This is a genomic window from Megasphaera stantonii (assembly GCF_025567065.1).
Lineage (GTDB): Bacteria > Bacillota > Negativicutes > Veillonellales > Megasphaeraceae > Megasphaera > Megasphaera stantonii.
Genome location: NZ_JAOQKD010000002.1, coordinates 133,399 through 152,273, shown reverse-complemented (window position 1 = coordinate 152,273; position 18,875 = coordinate 133,399). Strand labels below are relative to the sequence as shown.

At 53.2% G+C, this 18,875-nt stretch carries 23 protein-coding genes and 1 other RNA gene; 17 read left to right on the top strand and 7 right to left on the bottom strand.

The genetic code is table 11. The features are described from left to right. Window positions 1–25: 25 nt before the first annotated feature. Window positions 26–445, bottom strand: coding sequence for a MarR family winged helix-turn-helix transcriptional regulator (locus tag OCV58_RS02730; RefSeq protein ID WP_087477793.1), 420 nt, complete (start codon window positions 443–445; stop codon window positions 26–28). Window positions 446–539: 94 nt separating this feature from the next. Beyond that, on the bottom strand, window positions 540–1,382 hold the full coding sequence (locus OCV58_RS02725) for an AraC family transcriptional regulator (protein WP_087477794.1): 843 nt from the start codon (window positions 1,380–1,382) through the stop codon (window positions 540–542). 133 nt (window positions 1,383–1,515) lie between these two features. Between OCV58_RS02725 and dapF the strand changes: the two genes are divergently transcribed. Together dapF and OCV58_RS02715 are read left to right on the top strand one after the other, a co-directional pair. Further along, a complete protein-coding gene (gene dapF, locus OCV58_RS02720; protein ID WP_154876872.1) occupies window positions 1,516–2,352 on the top strand; it encodes a diaminopimelate epimerase in 837 nt (278 codons plus the stop codon). A gap of 153 nt (window positions 2,353–2,505) precedes the next feature. Beyond that, window positions 2,506–3,300: a sugar phosphate isomerase/epimerase family protein gene (locus tag OCV58_RS02715; RefSeq protein ID WP_154876871.1), complete on the top strand. Its 795-nt coding sequence runs from the start codon at window positions 2,506–2,508 to the stop codon at window positions 3,298–3,300. 58 nt (window positions 3,301–3,358) lie between these two features. Here the strand turns inward: OCV58_RS02715 and OCV58_RS02710 are convergent, their stop codons facing one another. Next, window positions 3,359–3,799, bottom strand: a complete 441-nt coding sequence (locus OCV58_RS02710) for a DUF805 domain-containing protein (RefSeq protein WP_154876870.1) — start codon at window positions 3,797–3,799, stop codon at window positions 3,359–3,361. Window positions 3,800–4,334: 535 nt separating this feature from the next. Here OCV58_RS02710 and OCV58_RS02705 point away from each other — a divergent pair. Next, entirely contained in the window at window positions 4,335–4,775 is a 441-nt protein-coding gene (locus OCV58_RS02705; protein ID WP_154876869.1) for an Hsp20/alpha crystallin family protein, read from the top strand. 75 nt (window positions 4,776–4,850) lie between these two features. After that, window positions 4,851–5,288, top strand: a complete 438-nt coding sequence (locus tag OCV58_RS02700) for an Hsp20 family protein (RefSeq protein ID WP_107196265.1) — start codon at window positions 4,851–4,853, stop codon at window positions 5,286–5,288. A 177-nt stretch (window positions 5,289–5,465) separates the two neighbouring features. On the opposite strand, the gene OCV58_RS02695 is transcribed toward OCV58_RS02700, so the two are convergent. Then, window positions 5,466–5,891 (bottom strand): DUF805 domain-containing protein, encoded by a 426-nt coding sequence (locus OCV58_RS02695; protein ID WP_157949723.1) that lies wholly within the window; start codon window positions 5,889–5,891, stop codon window positions 5,466–5,468. A 197-nt stretch (window positions 5,892–6,088) separates the two neighbouring features. On the opposite strand from OCV58_RS02695, the gene sfsA reads away from it, so the two are divergent. The 3 genes from sfsA to OCV58_RS02680 all read left to right on the top strand — a co-directional run bounded on the left by sfsA (window position 6,089) and on the right by OCV58_RS02680 (window position 8,386). Beyond that, window positions 6,089–7,231: a DNA/RNA nuclease SfsA gene (sfsA, locus tag OCV58_RS02690; protein ID WP_154876868.1), complete on the top strand. Its 1,143-nt coding sequence runs from the start codon at window positions 6,089–6,091 to the stop codon at window positions 7,229–7,231. A 108-nt stretch (window positions 7,232–7,339) separates the two neighbouring features. After that, window positions 7,340–7,927, top strand: coding sequence for a hydrolase (locus tag OCV58_RS02685; protein ID WP_154876867.1), 588 nt, complete (start codon window positions 7,340–7,342; stop codon window positions 7,925–7,927). A 42-nt stretch (window positions 7,928–7,969) separates the two neighbouring features. Continuing rightward, window positions 7,970–8,386, top strand: coding sequence for an OmpH/Skp family outer membrane protein (locus OCV58_RS02680; protein ID WP_087477802.1), 417 nt, complete (start codon window positions 7,970–7,972; stop codon window positions 8,384–8,386). Between the two features lie 156 nt (window positions 8,387–8,542). Here the strand turns inward: OCV58_RS02680 and OCV58_RS02675 are convergent, their stop codons facing one another. The 3 genes from OCV58_RS02675 to OCV58_RS02665 all read right to left on the bottom strand — a co-directional run bounded on the left by OCV58_RS02675 (window position 8,543) and on the right by OCV58_RS02665 (window position 10,584). Continuing rightward, window positions 8,543–9,691, bottom strand: coding sequence for an acyl-CoA dehydrogenase family protein (locus OCV58_RS02675; protein ID WP_087477803.1), 1,149 nt, complete (start codon window positions 9,689–9,691; stop codon window positions 8,543–8,545). A 99-nt stretch (window positions 9,692–9,790) separates the two neighbouring features. Beyond that, on the bottom strand, window positions 9,791–9,946 hold the full coding sequence (locus OCV58_RS02670; RefSeq protein WP_158221354.1) for a hypothetical protein: 156 nt from the start codon (window positions 9,944–9,946) through the stop codon (window positions 9,791–9,793). Window positions 9,947–10,161: 215 nt separating this feature from the next. Beyond that, window positions 10,162–10,584, bottom strand: a complete 423-nt coding sequence (locus OCV58_RS02665; protein WP_087477804.1) for a MarR family winged helix-turn-helix transcriptional regulator — start codon at window positions 10,582–10,584, stop codon at window positions 10,162–10,164. Window positions 10,585–10,830: 246 nt separating this feature from the next. Between OCV58_RS02665 and OCV58_RS02660 the strand changes: the two genes are divergently transcribed. The 10 genes from OCV58_RS02660 to OCV58_RS02615 all read left to right on the top strand — a co-directional run bounded on the left by OCV58_RS02660 (window position 10,831) and on the right by OCV58_RS02615 (window position 18,874). Beyond that, window positions 10,831–11,280, top strand: coding sequence for a GtrA family protein (locus OCV58_RS02660; RefSeq protein ID WP_087477805.1), 450 nt, complete (start codon window positions 10,831–10,833; stop codon window positions 11,278–11,280). A gap of 17 nt (window positions 11,281–11,297) precedes the next feature. Next, the gene (locus OCV58_RS02655) at window positions 11,298–12,842 is read left to right on the top strand and encodes a M20/M25/M40 family metallo-hydrolase (protein WP_154876866.1); all 1,545 of its coding nucleotides are present in this window, start codon (window positions 11,298–11,300) and stop codon (window positions 12,840–12,842) included. Between the two features lie 50 nt (window positions 12,843–12,892). Then, an RNA gene (gene ffs, locus OCV58_RS02650) (signal recognition particle sRNA large type) lies at window positions 12,893–13,127 on the top strand. A 40-nt stretch (window positions 13,128–13,167) separates the two neighbouring features. Further along, entirely contained in the window at window positions 13,168–15,171 is a 2,004-nt protein-coding gene (dnaX, locus tag OCV58_RS02645) for a DNA polymerase III subunit gamma/tau (protein WP_154876865.1), read from the top strand. 24 nt (window positions 15,172–15,195) lie between these two features. Next, entirely contained in the window at window positions 15,196–15,513 is a 318-nt protein-coding gene (locus tag OCV58_RS02640; protein WP_087477809.1) for a YbaB/EbfC family nucleoid-associated protein, read from the top strand. Beyond that, the gene (gene recR / locus OCV58_RS02635; protein WP_087477810.1) at window positions 15,513–16,103 is read left to right on the top strand and encodes a recombination mediator RecR; all 591 of its coding nucleotides are present in this window, start codon (window positions 15,513–15,515) and stop codon (window positions 16,101–16,103) included. The genes OCV58_RS02640 and recR overlap by 1 nt, the downstream gene beginning before the upstream one ends. A gap of 11 nt (window positions 16,104–16,114) precedes the next feature. Further along, on the top strand, window positions 16,115–16,360 hold the full coding sequence (locus OCV58_RS02630) for a pro-sigmaK processing inhibitor BofA family protein (protein ID WP_087477811.1): 246 nt from the start codon (window positions 16,115–16,117) through the stop codon (window positions 16,358–16,360). Between the two features lie 21 nt (window positions 16,361–16,381). After that, complete coding sequence (locus OCV58_RS02625; protein WP_154876864.1) at window positions 16,382–17,488, top strand: efflux RND transporter periplasmic adaptor subunit; 1,107 nt, start codon at window positions 16,382–16,384, stop codon at window positions 17,486–17,488. Window positions 17,489–17,528: 40 nt separating this feature from the next. After that, window positions 17,529–18,266 carry an IclR family transcriptional regulator gene (locus tag OCV58_RS02620; RefSeq protein WP_232818809.1) on the top strand — a complete coding sequence of 246 codons (738 nt, stop codon included), beginning with the start codon at window positions 17,529–17,531 and terminating at the stop codon, window positions 18,264–18,266. Continuing rightward, on the top strand, window positions 18,263–18,874 hold the full coding sequence (locus OCV58_RS02615) for a DNA-3-methyladenine glycosylase (RefSeq protein WP_154876863.1): 612 nt from the start codon (window positions 18,263–18,265) through the stop codon (window positions 18,872–18,874). The genes OCV58_RS02620 and OCV58_RS02615 overlap by 4 nt, the downstream gene beginning before the upstream one ends. Window position 18,875 lies beyond the last annotated feature (1 nt).

Here is an 18,875-nt window from a genome sequence, read left to right as displayed (position 1 = left end):
GTATATAGGAGCGAAAAAAACGACATCATACGTTGTCGTTTATTTTCAGGAGTAAGGAAAGGAGCTGGTCTTTTTCCTCTTCCGACAATCCCTTTAAAAGCTGGCATCCTACGTTTGTGCCGAGATGTTTGAGGTCATGGCACGTCGTCCGGCCTTTTTCCGTGAGATACACTTGCTTGAAGCGGCCGTCTTCTTCCGAGACGACGACGTAGAGCAATTCTTTCCGCTTCATCCGTTCGACGAGATTCCGCGCCGCCTGATGGGTAATGCGCAGGTGCTCTTTTAAATCGATGATGGAACGGCCCGGGCAGTTGTCAAAATAAAGCAGCGCTTCTGATTGATTGGCCGTCAGATCGAAGGGGATCAAATCCTTGTCGCGGCCGTTGCTGATTTTATTGCCGATGCGCAGGATTTGGCGTTCGATGATGAAGTTTTTGTCTTTCATGAGGTATCCTTTCCCAATTATACAATGAGTTGTATAGTTTTATTTTATATACTTTTTTTAGTTTGTCAAATACCGGCGGCAGGGATAGGCGGCGTTATTCGAGGAAGAGCCGCGTCTGAGGCGGTATGCCCTTGGCCGGCGACGCGCCGTAATATTTTTTCCAGGCCCGGTAAAAGGTGGAATACTGCTTAAAGCCGCTGTCGTAGCATACCTCCGTCAGGGGGCGGTCCTGCTGCATGAGGGAGCGGGCCAGGAGGAGGCGTTTGATGGTAATGTATTGGCCCAGGGAATAGCCCGTCTCTTCCTTGAAGAGGTGCATGAGGTAGTCCGGGCTGATGCAGAGCTGTTCGGCCAAAACCGGTACGGACAGCTCGCTCCGCAGGTGCTCGTTGATGTAGGTCAGGAGGCGCTGTATCTTTTCGTTTTGCCGTCCCGTCTTGACGTAGCCGATGTGCCGCTCCTGAATAGATTGGGCCAAATAGATGAGAAACTCCAGAAACAGAGTTTCCTTCAACACGGCATGATGGGCGCAGGCTTCGGCGCAGCAGACCTGGCGGAGGCGGCACGACGCGCCGTAGAGGCTGCCCGCTTCCTGAGGCTGGCGCAAAATAGGCGACGCCGTCTGGAACAGGGCCGACAGGTCGCAGCCGCGCTGCCTGTAGGACTCAATGTACGCCGGCGAAATATAGGCGATGATGCGCTCATACGTATGGGTTCCGCCGACGACGGGGCGGTGCATCTGCCCGGCCGGCACGACGACGATGTCGTAGGGCTGGAGCCGGTACGATTTCCCTTCGATTTCATAGGTTACGTCGCCCTGAAAGAACAGCATGACCTTGTCGAATTCGTGATAATGGACGGGACAGGCCCAGTCTCTTTTGTCCGATACGTAAAACAGCTTCAGGGGCTCCGTCAGGTAGCCCGTTTTTTCATACACATGCGTCGCCTCCGATCGTTACAGCAGGATTTGCAATAAGTATAGCATGATTTTACTATACTTGCTATTTTCAGTTATTGTATAATAGCTATGGTAAGACGCATGATAGATTTCCTATAAGGAGGATATACAGATGAAATTCGTTAAAATGCATGGATTAGGAAACGATTTCGTATTTTTTGAAGATAAGGAAGGCGCAAACAAGGATTTTTCCGAATTGGCCGTGAAACTGTGCGACCGCCATACGGGCGTCGGAGCCGACGGCATCATCGTCATCGTGCCCAGCGATAAGGCCGACGTGCGGATGCGCATTATCAATGCCGACGGCAGCGAAGCGGAAATGTGCGGCAACGGCATCCGCTGCTTCGCAAAATACGTCTACGACAACGGCATCATTACGAAGGACGAATTTTCCGTCGAAACCCTGGCCGGCATCATGAAGCCGAAGGTCACTGTCGGCGAAGACGGCAAGGTCAGCCTGGTTACCATCAATATGGGCAAGCCCTTTACGGACCGGGCCCAGATCCCCATGGAAGGGCCGGCCGGCCCCGTCGTCGACGAACCGATTGAAATCGACGGCAAGACCTATAAGATCACCAGCCTGCTCATGGGCGTGCCCCACACGATGACCTACGTCCGCGACGTAGACGCCGTTTCCCTTCATGAACTGGGGCCGAAGTTTGAAACGTACAAGGCCTTCCCGCGGAAGACCAACATGAACTTCGTCCAGGTCATCGACAACCATACGATCAAAGTCCATACGTGGGAACGGGGCGCCGGCGCGACCCTGGCCTGCGGCACCGGCTCCTGCGCCTGCGCCGTCGGCTCGTACCTCAACGGCTTTACGGGACGGAGCGTCGACGTGCAGCTGTACCTCGGCACGCTTCACATCGAATACAGCGAAGAAGACGGCAACGTATACATGACCGGCCCGGCTGCCGTGACCTTTACGGGTGAATGGCTGGGATAAAGGCCTCGCTGAACGAAATACAGGGAAAAACGCAGAAAGATGTGCAGTACAGGAAGGATATTCCTGATATTGCACATCTTTTTTACATAATACAGGCCGAAGCTTTACAATGACGTGGGTATAATAATACCGTACTAGTGAGGAGGAGACCTGATGAAACAGATTTTAATTTCGTCTACCTTGTTATGGAATCTTTCGCTGCGCGACATGTTCCGCCAGGTCTATGAACTCGGCTTGGGCGGCTTGGAAATGTGGGCCCAGCACTTTTACTGCCAGCAGTATGACGAAGGCGAATACCGGCGGCTGTCGCAGAAATATCCCCTGCATACCGTCGTTCACAGCTGCAGCTGGGATTTGAACCTGTCGTCCATGAACCAGGCCGTACGGCAGGCGTCTGTAGAGGAAGTCATCGCGTCGATGGAATTTGCCAAGCGCGTCGGAGCCAGGGAAGTGACGGTTCACCCCGGCCATATGACGATGCCCTGCTGGCGTCGGGAAAGCGCCCTGCTCATGCACGAGTCCCTGCAGAAAATCGCCGACGCGTCGTACCGGCTGAACATGCCCGTCTCGCTGGAAATCATGGAAAAGACGAAGAAGGAATTTGTAACTGATATAGAATCCATGAAGGAAGTTACAGGCGACCTCTTTTCTTTCTTCACCTATACCCTGGACATCGCTCACTGCGAAAGCCCTGACGAAGGGCTGGATATCCTGCGGCGCGTCGATGCCGTGTCCAAGCTTCACATCAGCAACCGTATCGGCGGCTTATACCATACGCCCCTGTACGACGGGAACTTTGATTTCACAGAACTACTTCCTGCGCTGCGTTCTTACCATCTTCCCATGGTTTTGGAAGGCTACGACCCGCAGGGCGGTTTGGACGTATTTTACCGCAACGTCGAATTTTTACAAGAACATCTCATGCAGCTTCAATGCCGCATTTCTTAATATATTTTCTTCCCTTTGTTCAGGCCTTGCCCCGGCAAGGTCTTTTTATATGTTTCGTCTACTCGTTCAGGATAGAAGAATAGTAGTCCTCCGGGCCGTACTGGTTATCGCCGTCGGAAGGGCGGAGGAGCCAGAGAAACAGGACGAGGCCGCCAAGGAGGGGAATCAGGCTGACGAGCTGCCACCAGCCCGATCTGCCGATGTCGTGGAGACGGCGGGCGTTCAAGGCGGCCGATACAAAAAATACGGTCAGGCCGGTGACGAGGTACAGGACGAGAAAGGCGTCGGCCAGGACGGCCCCGTTCAGAGCCGTGCGGGAAACGCCGGCGATGAAGAACAGGAAGATCGCGTAGAGTATGCTGAAGACGGCGTAGTAGCCCAGCCACAGCGCGGCGACGCCCAGCCAGAACTCCTTGCGGGACGAGCGGCCGGAAAAGGAAAACTTCCGTTTCCAGAGAATTACAGCGGCGTCTTTTAAAGTCATCTTGTGTATGGTCATGAATAAGCCTCCCTTGGTATGCCGGAACGGCGGGCATAATACTGGATTATTTATATCGTTTATTATACTGGATAAGAGAGGATAATACTATAGATATGATAAAATAATATAATTAATGCATAAATTTATTTTATTTAAAAAGACTATATCTTAGGATTGCAGAAGGCAGACGGCGTCAATTTCCTTTTATCGGCGTCATTGTATTGCTGTGTTTTCACCGTAATGCAGAGCTATTACGGCCTGATAACACGCTGTGACCATACAAAGAACGGCTTAGGAACGCCCTTTACGGGCGAGTCAGGTCCGTCGCGTTACGCGTAACGTCTTATATTATCTATCTAGTTCTTAGTTTATATAGACGTGACGTGATGTGTTTTATAAAAAAAAGTCAAAAAGTCAAAATAAAGTGTTGACAAGGGAGGAAAACGGGTATATAGTATAGCTGTAATCGGAAAGAGGTTACAGACAGACATATAAAAGTCAAAAGAGCAATCAAGTAATTGCATCTCATTAGGTATTTTAGAAAGAAGGGTTTATGATGAGAAGCTTATTCCCGATTGTAACAAATAACGATTTAGTATTTCCTGATAATTTTGTAAATCATTTCTTCGGCGATTTTATGAAGCCGTTCGACAGTTCCTACAGCGTTCCTAAGGTCGACGTAGAAGACAAAGAAAATGAATACGTCTTGACGACGGATTTGCCGGGCATGGCCAAGGAAGATATCAAGCTGACCTATGATAAGGATATCCTGACCATTTCGGCCCGTCATGAAGAAAAGAAAGATGAAAAAGACGAAAAGAAAAACTATATCCGCAAAGAACGGACGAATCAGTCCTTCTGCCGCCAGTTCCAGGTCAGCGGCGTTCAGAAAGACCATATTCAGGCATCCTTTGCCAACGGCGTGCTGACCATTACCTTGCCGAAGGAAACGGCTAAGCAGATCGAAGCCGCCAAGACGATTGAAATTCAGTAATACGATGGTTTAACCCCGTGATGCGCTTGTAAGTCAAACGAGATCCAACGAGGCGTATGAAAGAAGGGTTTTACGATGAAAAGTTTATTTCCGATTGTAACGAACAACGACGCATTATTTCCGATGAATTTTGCCGACCGCTTCTTCAGCGATTTCATGAAACCGTTTGAAGGCTCGTACAATATTCCGAGAGTCGATATTGAAGACAAGGGCAACGAATACGTATTGACGACGGATCTGCCCGGCGTCGCCAAAGAAGACATTTCCCTGACCTATGACGACGACGTGCTCACCTTGTCGGCCCGTCATGAAGAAACAAAGGACGAACAAGACGACCAGAAGAACTATATCTATAAAGAACGGTCGAGCAGCTCCTTCTGCCGCAGCTTCCCTGTCAGCGGCATTCGGAAGGACGGCATCCAGGCCTCCTTTGCTGACGGCGTATTGACCGTCACCTTGCCGAAGGAAACGCCGCAGCCGGCCGAATCGGTTCGTACGATCGACATTCAGTAATCCATTTCCCATTCCTATAGAAGCATAACTCATATCCCCCTTTTGACATCCGTCAGATTTTCTCCGCTGAAAGTCTGGCGGATTTTTTGTGCATGAAATTCGGCAGTTTTTTTCTAACATAACGAGAAGCCCCGCTGGTCTCGACAGTGGAGAGCAGCGGGGCGTTTGTCGGCCTATTTATATTTCTTTTGGGCCATATTGATTGTCTTGGTCTGATGGGCGGACGAACCAGAAGAAGAGAATGAATCCGCCGATGACGGGGATGAGGGACAGCAGCTGCCACCAGCCGGATTTTCCGATGTCGTGAAGCCGGCGGGCATTGAGCGTAAGCGCGGCTACGAAAAAAGCGATGCTCAAGAAGCACGCGACGATGACGAACGTACCGGACATGGCGGCGGATATCGTTTCGGCTGTCGCCGTAGAAGATAGAGCGGCCGCAACCGCTGAAACGGCTGCCAGCAGAAAGAATGCAGCGTATGCGACGATATATAAGACGGCGATAGACAGCCAGTATTCGCTGCGCGACGAGCGGCCGGCAAAAGAAAATTTTTGTTCCCATAGACGTTTCGCCGCGTCCCGCAGCGTCATATCCGATGTGTTCATAGGCATTGCCTCCTTTTCAAAACGATATAGAGTATTTATATACAGTATACAAGAGGATGATAGAAAAAGACAAGAGAGTGCCGGCGTTTTATCCGGCCGCGAAGCGAAGCATTTTGAAATTCGGACGAAACGCACGCAATCGTGTGGTATAATATAAAAATACAAACGTTATTTTTATAGCAAAGGTATGGAATCACATGAAATTTACGCAGGACATTCAAATCGGGTATTTCGTGAAGCGGCCGAACCGCTTCATCGCCTATGTAGAAATCAACGGAACCGTAGAGGTCTGCCATATGCCCAATCCCGGACGCATGTGGGAGCTGCTGTTTCCCGGCGCCGCCGTATACGTGCGCCATGTCGGCAAGACGGAACGCAAGACGGCGTACGACGTCGTCGGAATCGAACGGGACGGCGTGCCTATCTTGCTGGATACGCAGTACAACAACGACATCGCGGCCAAGCTCATCCAGGAGCACCGCATTCCCGGCTGGGAAGAGTGGAGCCTGCTGCGGCGGGAAGTGACCGTCGGCGACAGCCGTTTTGATCTGCTCCTTCACAAGGGGAAGGAGCTGTTTTATTTAGAGGTCAAGTCGTGTACCTTGTTTGGAAAATCGGGAGCCATGTTTCCCGATGCTGTGACGGAACGGGGCCGGAAGCATATTGCGGAACTGGCGGCCATGCACGACGACGGCTATCATACGGGCGTGCTGTTCCTCGTCCATTGGGACCGGGCCCGCTGGTTCCTGCCCGATTACCATACGGACACGGACTTTGCCGCCACGTTTATGGAATGCGCGCCGAAGCTGGACTGGAAGGCCTTTTCCCTGCGGTGGACGGCGGAGTTTTCCCAGCCGGAGCCGGTCCGGCTCTTGTCGTACCCCGAAGAGGTGCTGCGGCGGGAAAATCACGACTGCGGCGATTATATGCTCGTCATGCACCTGCCTGAAGGGCGGGACATCGAGGTCGGCGCGAAGGGAGAGATTTCCTTTCCCCAGGGATACTACGTATACGTCGGCTCGGCTAAAAAGAATCTGGCGTCACGCCTGGCCCGCCATACGAGGAAGCGCAAGAAAATGCATTGGCATATCGACTACCTGCGCCGATACGCCGACGTGGCGGCGGTCCTGCCCGTCCGGACGGCCGACGACCTGGAACACGAACTGGCCGCCGCCGTCGGGGCGATTTCCCATTGGCAGATATGGGATTTCGGCTGCACCGACTGCAGTTGTCCGTCTCATTTGTTCGGTTTTCACGACAATCCCATCCACCGCCGCGATTTCATGCAGCTCGTCGAGGATTTCCGCATGAACCGCCTGGAGTCCCTGATAGGGCTGTAAAGAAAGTTTTTAAATTCTTTGTTACAATTCTGTTGCGAATATATCCCTTCAAAATATATTTATGATATAATAAGGATGTTATTTAGAAACGAAGGAGGGTATTCGTTCATGGACAGACAAGAAGCGCTGCAGCTGCTGCGCAAGTATAACGGCGAGCCGTTTCATATTATGCATGCCCTGACGGTAGAAGGTGTCATGCGCTGGTATGCCAGGGAACTCGGCTACGGCGACGAAGAAGACTTTTGGGGCTTAGTCGGCCTGCTGCACGATATCGACTTTGAAAAATATCCCGAGCAGCACTGTAAAAAAGCGCCGGAGCTCTTGAAGGAAATCGATGCCGACGACAGATTTATCCACGCCGTCGTATGTCACGGCTACGGCCTCTGTTCCGATGTAGAGCCGGAACATGAAATGGAAAAGGTATTGTTCGCGTCCGACGAATTGACCGGCCTCATTTGGGCCGCCGCCAAGATGCGGCCGTCTAAGAGCACCCAGGACATGGAAGTCAAGAGCCTGAAGAAAAAATTCAAGGACAAGAGCTTCGCTGCCGGCTGCTCTCGCGACGTCATCAAGGTAGGTGCAGAACGATTAGGATGGGAGCTTCCCGACTTGTTTGAAAAGACGATTTTAGCTATGCGCTCCTGCGAAGAATCAGTGCGCAGCGAATGCTTCGCGCTGACCGGCGTAAGAGAATAATAAAACAATCATTATATAATGAATTACGAGGAGGAATGAATTATGAAAAAAGCAATTGCGACGGCCCTTATGGCCGCTATGATGACAGTAGGTACAGTAGGCGCGTCCTTCGCTGCCGGCTTGGGCACCATCGACATGGCAGCCCTGCTGCAGAAGCATCCGAACTACCCGAAGGCTATGGCTCAGTGGCGCAGTGACGTAGAAAAAGCCCAGAAGGATTTCCAAGATCAGGTAAAGAAAGAAAAAGACCCGAAAGCTCAGCAGGAATTGGCGCAGAAATTCAACGTTCAGCTGAACAAACAGCGTATCGAGCTGTTCACGCCGCTGGAAAAGGATATTCTGGAAAAGACAAAGGCTGTTAAGCAGGAAAAAGGCTTGGATTACGTCGTATTGAACGGTTCCGTCGTAGACGGACAGGGTCAGGACATTACGAACGACGTCGCTGCCAAGTTGAAATAAGCATACAGGCAAGACAATCGGCTGAAGCGTTTTCAGCCGATTTTTTTTGTCGTGCTGCGCTACAAAAGCATGCAAAATGCGGCAATCCGGCAGAGGGAAGAATCTGCCGGATTGCCGCGTGTCATAATGTTAGATGGAGAGTTTATGGATTATCAATTATTTACGACGGAACAAGCCTCCGGAAATGACCAGTTTCTGGATTTCGTTTGTGCCTTCGTAAATTTGGGTGATTTTTGCGTCGCGCATCATGCGTTCTACATGATATTCGTGCATGTAGCCGTTGCCGCCGAGCATCTGTACGCATTCCGTCGTGACCTTCATGGCGACGTCGGTGCAGGTGAGTTTTGCTACGGCTGCGGCTGTCGTGAAGGGTTTGCCTTCTTCTTTCAGGCAGGCCGCCTTGTAGAGGACGAGCTTGGCTTTTTCGATGTCGGCGTAGAGCTCGGCCATTTTGAATGCCAGGTACTGCTGCTTGAACAGGGGCTTGCCGAACTGTTCCCGTTCCTGGAGGTATTTGACGGCGATGTCAAAGGCTCCTTCGGCGATGCCGAGAGCCTGGGCGCCGACGCCGATGCGGCCGCCGTCAAGGGTTTTCATGGCCAGTTTAAAACCTTCGCCTGGTTTAGCGATCATGCGGTCTGCCGATACGCGGACGTTGGAGAGGACCATTTCAGAAACCTGGGCGGAACGGATGCCCATCTTATTTTCTACCTTGCCGACATGGAAGCCTTCCATGCCCTTTTCGACGACGAAGGCGCACATGCTCTTCGTGCCGACAGACGGGTCGGTCAGGGCGTAGATGACGGTGTAGTCAGCCAGGGGGCCGTTGGTATTGAAAATCTTCGTGCCGTTGAGGATGTAGTCATCGCCGTCCTTCGTGGCAATGGTCTTCTGTCCTGCCGCGTCGGAACCGGCCGATGCTTCGGTGAGGCCGAAGGAGCCGATGGCCTTGCCGCTGGCGATAGGAGAGAGGAAGCGTTTTTTCTGTTCGTCCGTAGCGGAGGAATACATGACGCTGCCGCCGTATAAGGACGTATTGACGGAAAAACCGATACCGAAGGAGGAATCGACTTTAGAAACTTCTTCGACGGCTAAGATATACGGGAGGTAGCCTACGTCTGTGCCGCCGAATTCTTTCGGATAGCAGAGGCCGAACATTCCCATGGCGCCGAATTCCTTAAAGGCTTCTACGGGGAATACCTGCTGTTCATCCCGTTCGAGTACGCCGGGAGCTAAGCGCTGGGCCGTAAATTCGCGAACCTGATCGACGATTTGCTGCTGTTGTTCTGTCAAATTGAAATTCATAGTGCGTCCACTCCTTCTGGTAACGGTAATATATTTAAAATTAAAATATAAGCGGATTTGTTATGTCCCTGGTTCGGGAGCTTTTACTGCGGAGATTTTTTAGATGACGACATTTTGGTTGGCCAAGATGCCGTTGAGGAATTTTTCATACTCCGTTTCTTTGCTTACTTTTGTGTTGACAGGAGTCAGGCTCTTAGAAGTAAATTTGCGGATGAGTTTGCATGTGTTTTTTTGTTCAAACGAAAACTTTGTCATAATGGAGTCACTCCTTTGGTAGATGAATTAAATTATACTTTGTAGAAATAATTCGTAATAAGAATTATTATGGTCGCATAATATCACAGGAAAAACAGAAGGTCAAGAAATTTGACTAAATTGCATAGAAAATAATTTGTAATACGAAATATTAATAATAAAAAATACCGCTATCCATGAATCGTCCATGAGATAACGGTATTCGATATGACGCGCTACATGTCGTGCTGGTGGATGATGCGTTTGATATAGCCGATAAATTCCTCTCGTTCCTGCGGCGAAAAATCACGAAGGACCAAATCATTCAGTTCGTCTATGGTTTTCATCACCGGCTCTTTTAAAGCCATGCCTTCCTTTGTCGCCTTGACTGTAATGCTGCGGCGGTTATTGGGATTGAGGACGCGGTCGATGAGGCCGCGCTTCTGCATCCGGTCCAATACGCCGGAAATCGTAGAGTTTTCTACGCGGAGGATCGTAGCGATTTCCTTCGGCGACAAGGTTTCATCCTTCCAAAGACAGGCCAATACTCCGTATTGCCCCGGAGTGATGCCGTATTTGGACAAGCTTTCGGAAAAGGTGAGAAATACTTCATGCTGGGCTACAGTAAGTAGAAAATTAATGCAGTTCACATACTCCACGGTGACGCTTCCTTTCTGTGTTTTATTTCGTATTCCTAACTAATGTATAGTTTACCATATTTTATGCTTCCTTACTATAACAAATGGGGAATTTGTGAAAAAATTATCAGACTATAAAGGGCTGAGTAAAAAATTATCCCCATTTGCTGTCGGACCTGTAAATTTGTAGCATTTCTTTCCAAGATGACGTATAATTAGGACAACATACATCTTGCCGCGGTAAAGGAGATTGTAAGCGGATATACTATGAGACAAAAAAAGATTTTTGGATTCGATTATACCGACAACGAGTACGTGAAGCTGTTCATGTACTTGCTCGTCGGCGGTTCGGCGGCCTTGTTTGAATGGGCTATGTTTTACGTGCTGTTTCAGACGCTGAGGGGACTGAGCGTATTTGCCTATCAGACGCAGGCTGTCCTGACGGCGACGGCGACGGCCTTCGCCTTGTCTACTTTATATCATTATATATTATGCAACCGCTTCGTCTTTGACAGCGGCAGCCGCTACAAGAAAGGGGCGGAAATTTCCCTGGTGTTCTTGGTCAGCGCCATTGGACTGGGATGGAACCTGCTGCTCATGTGGCTGTTTACATCGCCGTCTCTCCTGGGGCTGCCTCCCATGGTTTCCAAAATCATGGCCAGCGCCATTGTAACGGTGTGGAACTACGTATCGCGCAAGAAGTGGATATTTTCATAAAAAAGGGGCGAGGGATTATGGAACGAAACGAACGAGTCATGGAACTGCTGCGGCAGATGATCGCTATCGACAGCGAGACCGATACGGACAAGGAACGGGATATGGAACGATACCTGCAGAAAACCCTGTCGGAGATGGAACACGTGACGAGCGGCATGATTCACATTCCCGACGACGTGCACGACCGCTCCGTCGTGTACGGCTTTGTGCAGGGACGCAAAAAGGACACGGTGATCTTCTTAAATCATCACGACGTCGTCGGCGTAGACCCGTACGGCATCCTGCGCGACGAGGCCTTTTCTCCCGACGTGCTGCTGGATGATTTGCTGAAATACGAGACGAACGAAGAGGTCCTTTGCGATTTGCAGAGCGGCCAATGGCTCGTCGGCCGCGGCTCCTGCGACATGAAGGGCGGCGCGGCGGCCCAGCTGGCCGTCTTTGAAGCCTATGCGGCTCATCCGGGCGACGCCAGCTTGCTGTACATTTCCCTGCCTGACGAGGAATCCTATTCGGCGGGGATGCGGGCCGCCGTCACGGTCCTGAAGGAGCTGCGCGCGTCTTACGGCTTGACGTACCGGGTACTGGTCAACAGCGAGCCGAATGAAATGGCCGACGGCAAGCTCGTGTCGTATACGGGTTCCGTAGGCAAGCTCCTGCCCGTCGTCGTCGTACAGGGGAAATCGGTCCATATTGGAAATTACCAGCAAGGCGTCAATCCCATCGGCGTCATGTCCCAGATCATCGCCGAAACGGAGGGCGACATGTCCCTGGCCGATTCGTGGGGCGAAGAATCGACGCCGCCGCCGGCGTGGATTTACCTCCGCGACCGCAAGGAGCATTACGACGTGTCGCTGCCTCAGCGGGCTGCAGCCTGCGCTAATTTCATGACCTACCAGAAGACGCCGGAAGATGTTATGTACCTGCTGATGAACGCGGCCCGCCACGCCGTGGAAAAGATGCTGAGCCGCGTCGATTCTGCTCAGTCTATGGAAGTCATCAGCGGGGCGGAGCTGCTCAAGCGGGCCTCGGTCTATCCGGGCTTCGACGTATTCTATGAGACCGTCAAGAACAACTGCTTTGTGGCCCTGCAGAAGGGGGAAAGCACCTACGCCCAGGAAACGATACGCCTTATCGAAGAAACTATCAATTTTACGGGCATGACGGAGCCCCTCGTAGTCATCGCCTTCGTGCCGCCTTATTATCCGGCGGCGGACAGCACCATGCTGCAGGACGAACGGTTCGACGGCTTGCTGCGGGAAATCGGCGGGATGACGGATATTACCTTCAAGCACTATTTCAACGGCATATCGGACTGCAGCTACTGCTGCGTCGCCCCCGATTTGAACGAATATATATTGGAAGACAACCTGCTCCTGTGGGGCAAGGCCTACAGCTTCGACTTCTCGGCCATGGCGGAAATGCAGATTCCCTTCATCCTCTTGGGACCGTGGGGAAAAGACCTGCACGAACGGACGGAACGCGTCCACATCGGCAGCGTGTCGAAGAAACTGCCGGCGATTTTGGATGCCATCGTGGAATACGTAGGAAAAACGGCGGAATAAAGGGACTGCGTTTCTGACATAACGCGGCGAAAAAAGTTGCGAATTATTCTTGCTTATATAGGGTAAAACAGGCCTTTCCTCTTGCCAAAAGGCCTGTTTTACGCTATAATAACATAGCTAACTTAATAAAAGTATTGGTGCGTGGTAATCCGCCGGGGCTTGTGCAATGGAAACCTATGAACCTTGTCAGGTCCGAGAGGAAGCAGCAATAAGTAGTCATTTTCATGTGCCACGAGGAAACCTGGCGGGTTATCATACACGAATACTTTTTGGTTGGTAGAAGCAGCGGTTAGCTGCTTTTTTTCATATCTGGAGAGGACGAGACATGGCATATATCGCATTATACCGTAAGTGGCGGCCCAAAAGCTTTGAAGACGTCGTCGGCCAGTCCCATATTACGGAAACGCTGCAAAAAGCTATCGATACGGATAAAGTGGCGCATGCCTACTTATTTTCCGGCCCCAGGGGGACGGGCAAGACCAGTACGGCTAAAATCTTCGCCCGGGCCATGAACTGCGTCCACGGCCCGACGTCTCATCCCTGCAACGAATGCGAAATATGCCGCCATATCCTGAGCGGCGAGTCGATGGACGTCGTGGAAATCGACGCCGCGTCCAACCGCAGCATCGAGGACATCCGGACGCTGCGGGAAACGATCAAATTTATGCCTGCCGAAGGCCACAAGAAGATATACATTATCGACGAAGTGCACATGCTGACGACGGAAGCCTTCAACGCCCTGCTGAAAACGCTGGAAGAGCCGCCGTCCCACGTCATATTCATCTTGGCGACGACGGAGCCGGAACGGATTCCCATGACGATATTGTCGCGGTGCCAGCGGTATGAATTCCGCCGTATTACCAGCGCCGACATCGCCGCCCGGCTGATGTACGTGGCAGAGCAGGAGCATATCGGCCTGACGAAGGGAGCCGCCCATATCTTGGCCGTCCAGGCCGACGGCGGCATGCGCGACGCCTTGAGCATGCTGGACCAGTGCGTTGGCAACGCCGACGGGCAGATCGACGAGAGCCTCGTTCGGGATTTGCTGGGACTCATCGGCAGGGACTGGCTGTTTTCCCTGTCTGACGCCGTGTTTCAGGGGCGGGGAAGCGTCGTCATCAAAGCAGTGGACGATGTGATCCGCATGGGCAAGGAGCCGCAGATCATCCTGACGGAGCTGGTGGAACACCTGCGGGCTATCATGCTGTACCAGGCCGATCCCCATACGGATACGCTGGCTGCCTACGCCGACTCGCTGCCCCAGCTGGCAAAGCAGGCCGGGAGCGTGGCGGCGGAGCAGGTCTTCGCCGTATTGAACGTCCTGCAGCAGGCCATGCTGACGGCGAAGAATTCGCCGGCGCCGCGGGTCGCCGTGGAAATGGGGCTGCTCATGGCCAGCCGGCCTATGCCTGCGGCGGGAGCCGTTTCGCCAGTGGGGCCGAGCGCTGTTATCCCCGACGGGATATTGGACCGCTTGCTGAAGCTGGAGCAGGCCGTCTTTCACGGCGGCGCTATTCCTGGAAAGGGCGAGCCGGCGAAGAAAAAGGAATATATTCCCTTGCCGGAAGAAGACGGCATGCCCGGCGTCATGGACGAAGAATCCGTGCCCTTTCCCGACGACGAATATACGGCGCCGCCGCAGGAACTGGCTGCGCCTTCGATACAGGAGAGTTTGCCGCCTAAGCTGGCCGACAGAGATGTTGTTATTGAGCCGGAACGGCGGCAGGAACGGCCGCAGCCCCCTGCGCCGGCGGCAGCACAGCCGGCAGCGCCTTCTCCTTCCGGTGCGTCTTCCGTCGTGCCGTCGGCGGAATACCAGCGGATCTGGCAGCAGGTGTGCGATATCTTGGGCAAGAAGCTGAAAAAGCCCGGCGTACAGTCCTGCGTCCGGACGGGCCGGGTCCTCTATATCGGCGGCGGCGAGGCCGCCGTAGCGTATAAGACGCCTTTCCTCGTCAAGCGGGCCAATCGGGAAGATTATTTCCGGTTTGTCGACGAGGCGCTGGAAATGGTTCTCGGCGGCTCTTACCACATGAAGGGCTTCCTGGAAGGCTCGCCCGACGTGGCCGAATACGAAAAAAAAAATGCTGAATCAGGTATAACCAGTCGTCCTGCAGAAGAACAGCCTCGTCCTAAAGAGGAGGCGCAGCCTGAGGCGGCTGCCAGTGTTTCCGACGAGGCTTCCCGTCCGCAGCCGCCTGTTTCGGCAGAACCGCCGTCCCTGCGGCCGGTACTGCCGGAAGAGATGACCGCCGCGGACCGGGCTTTGCTGGAACCGTTGCTCAAAACGGTAGGAGACTGTAATATATACATAGAAGATAAACCATAATTTCAAAATCAGGAGGAATTACAAATGTTTGGTGGAAATATGCAAGGCATGATGAAGAAAGTACAGAAGATGCAGAAGGAAATGAAGAAGCTTCAGGACGACTTGAAAAAACGCACTGTAGAAGCGACGGTCGGCGGCGGCGTGCTGACCTTGGTCATGAACGGCGAAAAGAACGTCGAAAGCGTTCATATCGACCCGAGCATTATCGACCCGGAAGATTCGGAAATGCTGGAAGACCTCATCGTAGCGGCTGTCAACGAAGCCAATAAGAAGGTCGACGAAATGATGGCTCAGGAAATGAGCAAGATTACCGGCGGCATGCACTTGCCGGGGATGTTCTGATGGATACGCCCTTAGACCGGCTGACAGAGCAATTTCGCCGTCTGCCGGGCATCGGCATCAAGACGGCGCGCAAGCTGGCCTATTACATGGTCCAGCAGCCGCAGGAGCAGGTCGACGCCTTTATCAACGCAGTCCGCAGCGCGAAGGAGACCATGTGCTTCTGCTCGGTCTGCTTTAATTTAGCTTCTCAGGACCCCTGCCCGATTTGCAGCGACGAGACGCGGGACCGCTCGACGATATGCGTCGTCGAAACGCCGCAGGACGTCATGGCTATCGAGCGCAGCGGCGATTACCGCGGACTGTATCACGTGCTCCACGGCGCCCTGTCTCCCTTGGACGGCGTCGGCGTCGACGATTTGCGCATCAAGGAGCTGCTGCAGCGCCTGAGCGATACAGATGTCAAGGAAATCATCATCGCCACGGACCCTGATGTAGAAGGCGAAGCGACGGCCTTGTACCTGGCCCGCCTCCTGAAGACGGCGGGGATCAAGGTGACGCGCATCGCCAGAGGCCTGCCCATGGGCGGCGACATCGAGTACGCCGACGAGGCGACCCTGGCCGGCGCCGTGGCGAACCGTCAGGAAATGTGAGGTAGGAACTGATGGACCTTATGTGGATTGCCATAGGCGTCGCAGCCTTATTTTTGCTGAATAAGCTGATTCTGGCTCCCTTCCGCAAGCTCGTGGTCAATATTGCCGTGGGCTTGCTCGCCTTATATCTCATTAACTCTTACGGATATATGATTGGATTGGAAGCCGTGCCTATTACGATTGTGACCGGCATTATCATCGGCATTCTCGGACTGCCCGGCGTAGTGCTGGTAACGCTGTATTATACAATGTTTTAATATAAATGGAGATGGCCTGCAGTGAATGTAAAAAAATGGATCGCTATAGCCCTTGCCGCCGCGATGACGGCCGCCGTGCTTTCGGGCTGCGGCAGCAGCGTTTCAACGGAAACGGAGACCGTTTCCAAGACGGAACATCCCGTCGCTCTGACGCTGGACGCGAATATTACGGCCCTTCATATGACGACGATCGTACCTAAGCTTTCCGGTAAAATCGTATCGGCTCCGCTGGCAAAGGGGCAGGAAATACAGTCCGGCGAAATCGTCGTCCAAATCGATACGGCCCCGTATGAGCAGAGCGTCAGCGCGGCCGAATCGGAGCTGATTGCTGCGACGTCTGCCGCAGCTGCGGCACCGGCCTATACGCCCTCGGCCGGCGACAGCCAGCGCCGGGTGGAACTGAAAGCCTGGTACGACATGGGAGCCTTATCCCGCGTCGAATACAATCAAATGATGTCGCAGACGGCGGCCCCTCAGGCCAGCGCTCCTTCCGTAGACAGCGGGCGCATTGCCCAGCTGCAGCAAAATCTTCAGGCTGCCCGCGATATGCTGAGCAACGCTACGATCTATTCGCCGATTAACGGCCGCGTTACGGCCGTAGCGGAAAACCCGTCTGTAGCTGTCGCCGGCAACGTGCTGGCTACGATTCAGCAGATGACGCCGCTGGTAGCGACCTTCGCCGTGCCGGAGATGTACGTGCAGGCCCTGCAGGCCGCTAAGCAGGCCGGTACGCTGCAAGTATCGGTCATCGCGCCGTCGGGCGAATCGCAGGCCGGCGAGCTGACCTATTTGGCGACGGAGAAAGACCCGTCGACAGGGGCGTATACGGCGAAAATAACATTTAACAACGACAAGAATTTGTTTGTGCCCGGCGAATTTTATCATATCCGCATATCGACGCCGCAGGAAGTGTCGCAGATTACCGTGCCGAAGACGGCCGTGCGGACCAAGGACAGCGGCGATTTCGTATATATCGTCAATGAAAACGGGCTGGCCGACGCCCGGTCCGTTTTGACCGGCGATGAAGAAGAAGGCCGCGTCGTCATTTTGGACGGCCTGAAAGAAGGGGACAAGGTCATCGTCGATCCGCCCGATTCGTTGGAAATCGGCATGAAAGTGAATTCGTAAGCCTAAGGGGGACAGGTGAGGCGCAATGAAGGAAGAAGGAATGGAACGACACAATAGCTTATTGAAGTCGCTCGAAAAAAGTTTAGACGTCCTCGATATCTTTGTCGAGTGCAATACGGGGATGAATTTGAAGGATATCGCCGCCCGCACGAATCTGAACACGTCCACGGCTTTTCGTATCGTCAATACGCTGGAACGCCGTCAGTATCTGACGCGCGACGACATATCGAAGCAGTACCGGCTGGGACCGAGAGCGCTGGCCCTGGGATATTCTTCCCACTGGACGGAAAACGTTATGACGCTGGTTAAGCCCTATTTGCGGCGGCTCCAGCAGATGTTTAACGAAACGGCCAGCGTATACATCGCCGAAGGGGACAGCCGCATTTGTCTGGACCATGTGGAAAGCACTCACTCGCTGCGCCGGGTCATTCCCATAGGCGAGTCTCTGCCGCTGTATAAGGGCGCCGCCGGCAAGGTGCTGCTGGCCTGGGCTCCCAAGGAAGAGCGCAACCGCATGATCGTCCAGTACGGCCATTTGTCGGAGGAAGAATTTGCCTCTATCCGGCACAACGGCTACGCCATTACGCAGGATGAAAGCGAGCATGGCCTCTTTGCCTTGTCGGTGCCGATCTTCAATTTCGAAGAGCAGGTCATCGCTTCGCTGACCATTGCCGGGCCGACAATGCGGTTTTACGATTCTATCCGGCAGAAAATGCTTTTTACCATGAGCCAGTACGCCTATGAAATTTCGTATTCCTTAGGATACCGGAAAAAATGACGGCCTATACGATTTGGACTAAAGAAGAATATCAGGAGCGGGCCAGCGTCGTAGCGCCGAAGCTTCTGGGCCAATATTTGATTCACCGCACGGCGGAGACGACCTATATCGGCCGCATCGTGGAGACGGAGGCCTACGGCGGCTCGTACCGCCGCATGGCCGACGACGGGGCTCACAGCTTCCGCGGGCTGACGAAGCGGACGGAGCCCATGTTTTGCGCCGGCGGCGTTTCTTACGTATATCTCATTTACGGCATGTATCACTGCGTGAACATCGTTACCGGACCGGAAGGCTCGGGACAGGCCGTCCTCATACGAGCCGTCGAGCCCGTAGCCGGTATAGAACATATGTTGGAAAACCGCTGCATGGAGGCCGTAAAGCCGGCAGTCAGCAACGGCCCGGGCAAGCTGTGCCGGGCTATGGATATTACGCTGGCCCAGAACCGACTGGATTTGTGCGGCTCCGAGCTGTATATCGCCCGTCCTGCGGAGCAGCCGCGGTTTGCCGTCGTGCGCACGACGCGGATCAACATCGACTACGCCGTCAAGGGAAAACAATTTCCCTGGCGTTTTTATATAAAAGATAATCCATACGTTTCTATACGATAAG

What these genes read in the sequence shown, in the direction of transcription:
- OCV58_RS02710 (WP_154876870.1), bottom strand. Translation starts at nt 3,799, where the DNA reads ATGACCATACACAAGATGACTTTAAAAGACGCCGCTGTAATTCTCTGG.
- sfsA (WP_154876868.1), top strand. Translation starts at nt 6,089, where the DNA reads ATGAAATTTACGCAGGACATTCAAATCGGGTATTTCGTGAAGCGGCCG.
- OCV58_RS02640 (WP_087477809.1), top strand. Translation starts at nt 15,196, where the DNA reads ATGTTTGGTGGAAATATGCAAGGCATGATGAAGAAAGTACAGAAGATG.
- OCV58_RS02705 (WP_154876869.1), top strand. Translation starts at nt 4,335, where the DNA reads ATGATGAGAAGCTTATTCCCGATTGTAACAAATAACGATTTAGTATTT.
- OCV58_RS02630 (WP_087477811.1), top strand. Translation starts at nt 16,115, where the DNA reads ATGGACCTTATGTGGATTGCCATAGGCGTCGCAGCCTTATTTTTGCTG.
- dnaX (WP_154876865.1), top strand. Translation starts at nt 13,168, where the DNA reads ATGGCATATATCGCATTATACCGTAAGTGGCGGCCCAAAAGCTTTGAA.
- recR (WP_087477810.1), top strand. Translation starts at nt 15,513, where the DNA reads ATGGATACGCCCTTAGACCGGCTGACAGAGCAATTTCGCCGTCTGCCG.
- OCV58_RS02685 (WP_154876867.1), top strand. Translation starts at nt 7,340, where the DNA reads ATGGACAGACAAGAAGCGCTGCAGCTGCTGCGCAAGTATAACGGCGAG.
- OCV58_RS02715 (WP_154876871.1), top strand. Translation starts at nt 2,506, where the DNA reads ATGAAACAGATTTTAATTTCGTCTACCTTGTTATGGAATCTTTCGCTG.
- OCV58_RS02675 (WP_087477803.1), bottom strand. Translation starts at nt 9,691, where the DNA reads ATGAATTTCAATTTGACAGAACAACAGCAGCAAATCGTCGATCAGGTT.
- OCV58_RS02660 (WP_087477805.1), top strand. Translation starts at nt 10,831, where the DNA reads ATGAGACAAAAAAAGATTTTTGGATTCGATTATACCGACAACGAGTAC.
- OCV58_RS02655 (WP_154876866.1), top strand. Translation starts at nt 11,298, where the DNA reads ATGGAACGAAACGAACGAGTCATGGAACTGCTGCGGCAGATGATCGCT.
- OCV58_RS02615 (WP_154876863.1), top strand. Translation starts at nt 18,263, where the DNA reads ATGACGGCCTATACGATTTGGACTAAAGAAGAATATCAGGAGCGGGCC.
- OCV58_RS02695 (WP_157949723.1), bottom strand. Translation starts at nt 5,891, where the DNA reads ATGAACACATCGGATATGACGCTGCGGGACGCGGCGAAACGTCTATGG.
- dapF (WP_154876872.1), top strand. Translation starts at nt 1,516, where the DNA reads ATGAAATTCGTTAAAATGCATGGATTAGGAAACGATTTCGTATTTTTT.
- OCV58_RS02680 (WP_087477802.1), top strand. Translation starts at nt 7,970, where the DNA reads ATGAAAAAAGCAATTGCGACGGCCCTTATGGCCGCTATGATGACAGTA.
- OCV58_RS02730 (WP_087477793.1), bottom strand. Translation starts at nt 445, where the DNA reads ATGAAAGACAAAAACTTCATCATCGAACGCCAAATCCTGCGCATCGGC.
- OCV58_RS02620 (WP_232818809.1), top strand. Translation starts at nt 17,529, where the DNA reads ATGGAACGACACAATAGCTTATTGAAGTCGCTCGAAAAAAGTTTAGAC.
- OCV58_RS02700 (WP_107196265.1), top strand. Translation starts at nt 4,851, where the DNA reads ATGAAAAGTTTATTTCCGATTGTAACGAACAACGACGCATTATTTCCG.
- OCV58_RS02670 (WP_158221354.1), bottom strand. Translation starts at nt 9,946, where the DNA reads ATGACAAAGTTTTCGTTTGAACAAAAAAACACATGCAAACTCATCCGC.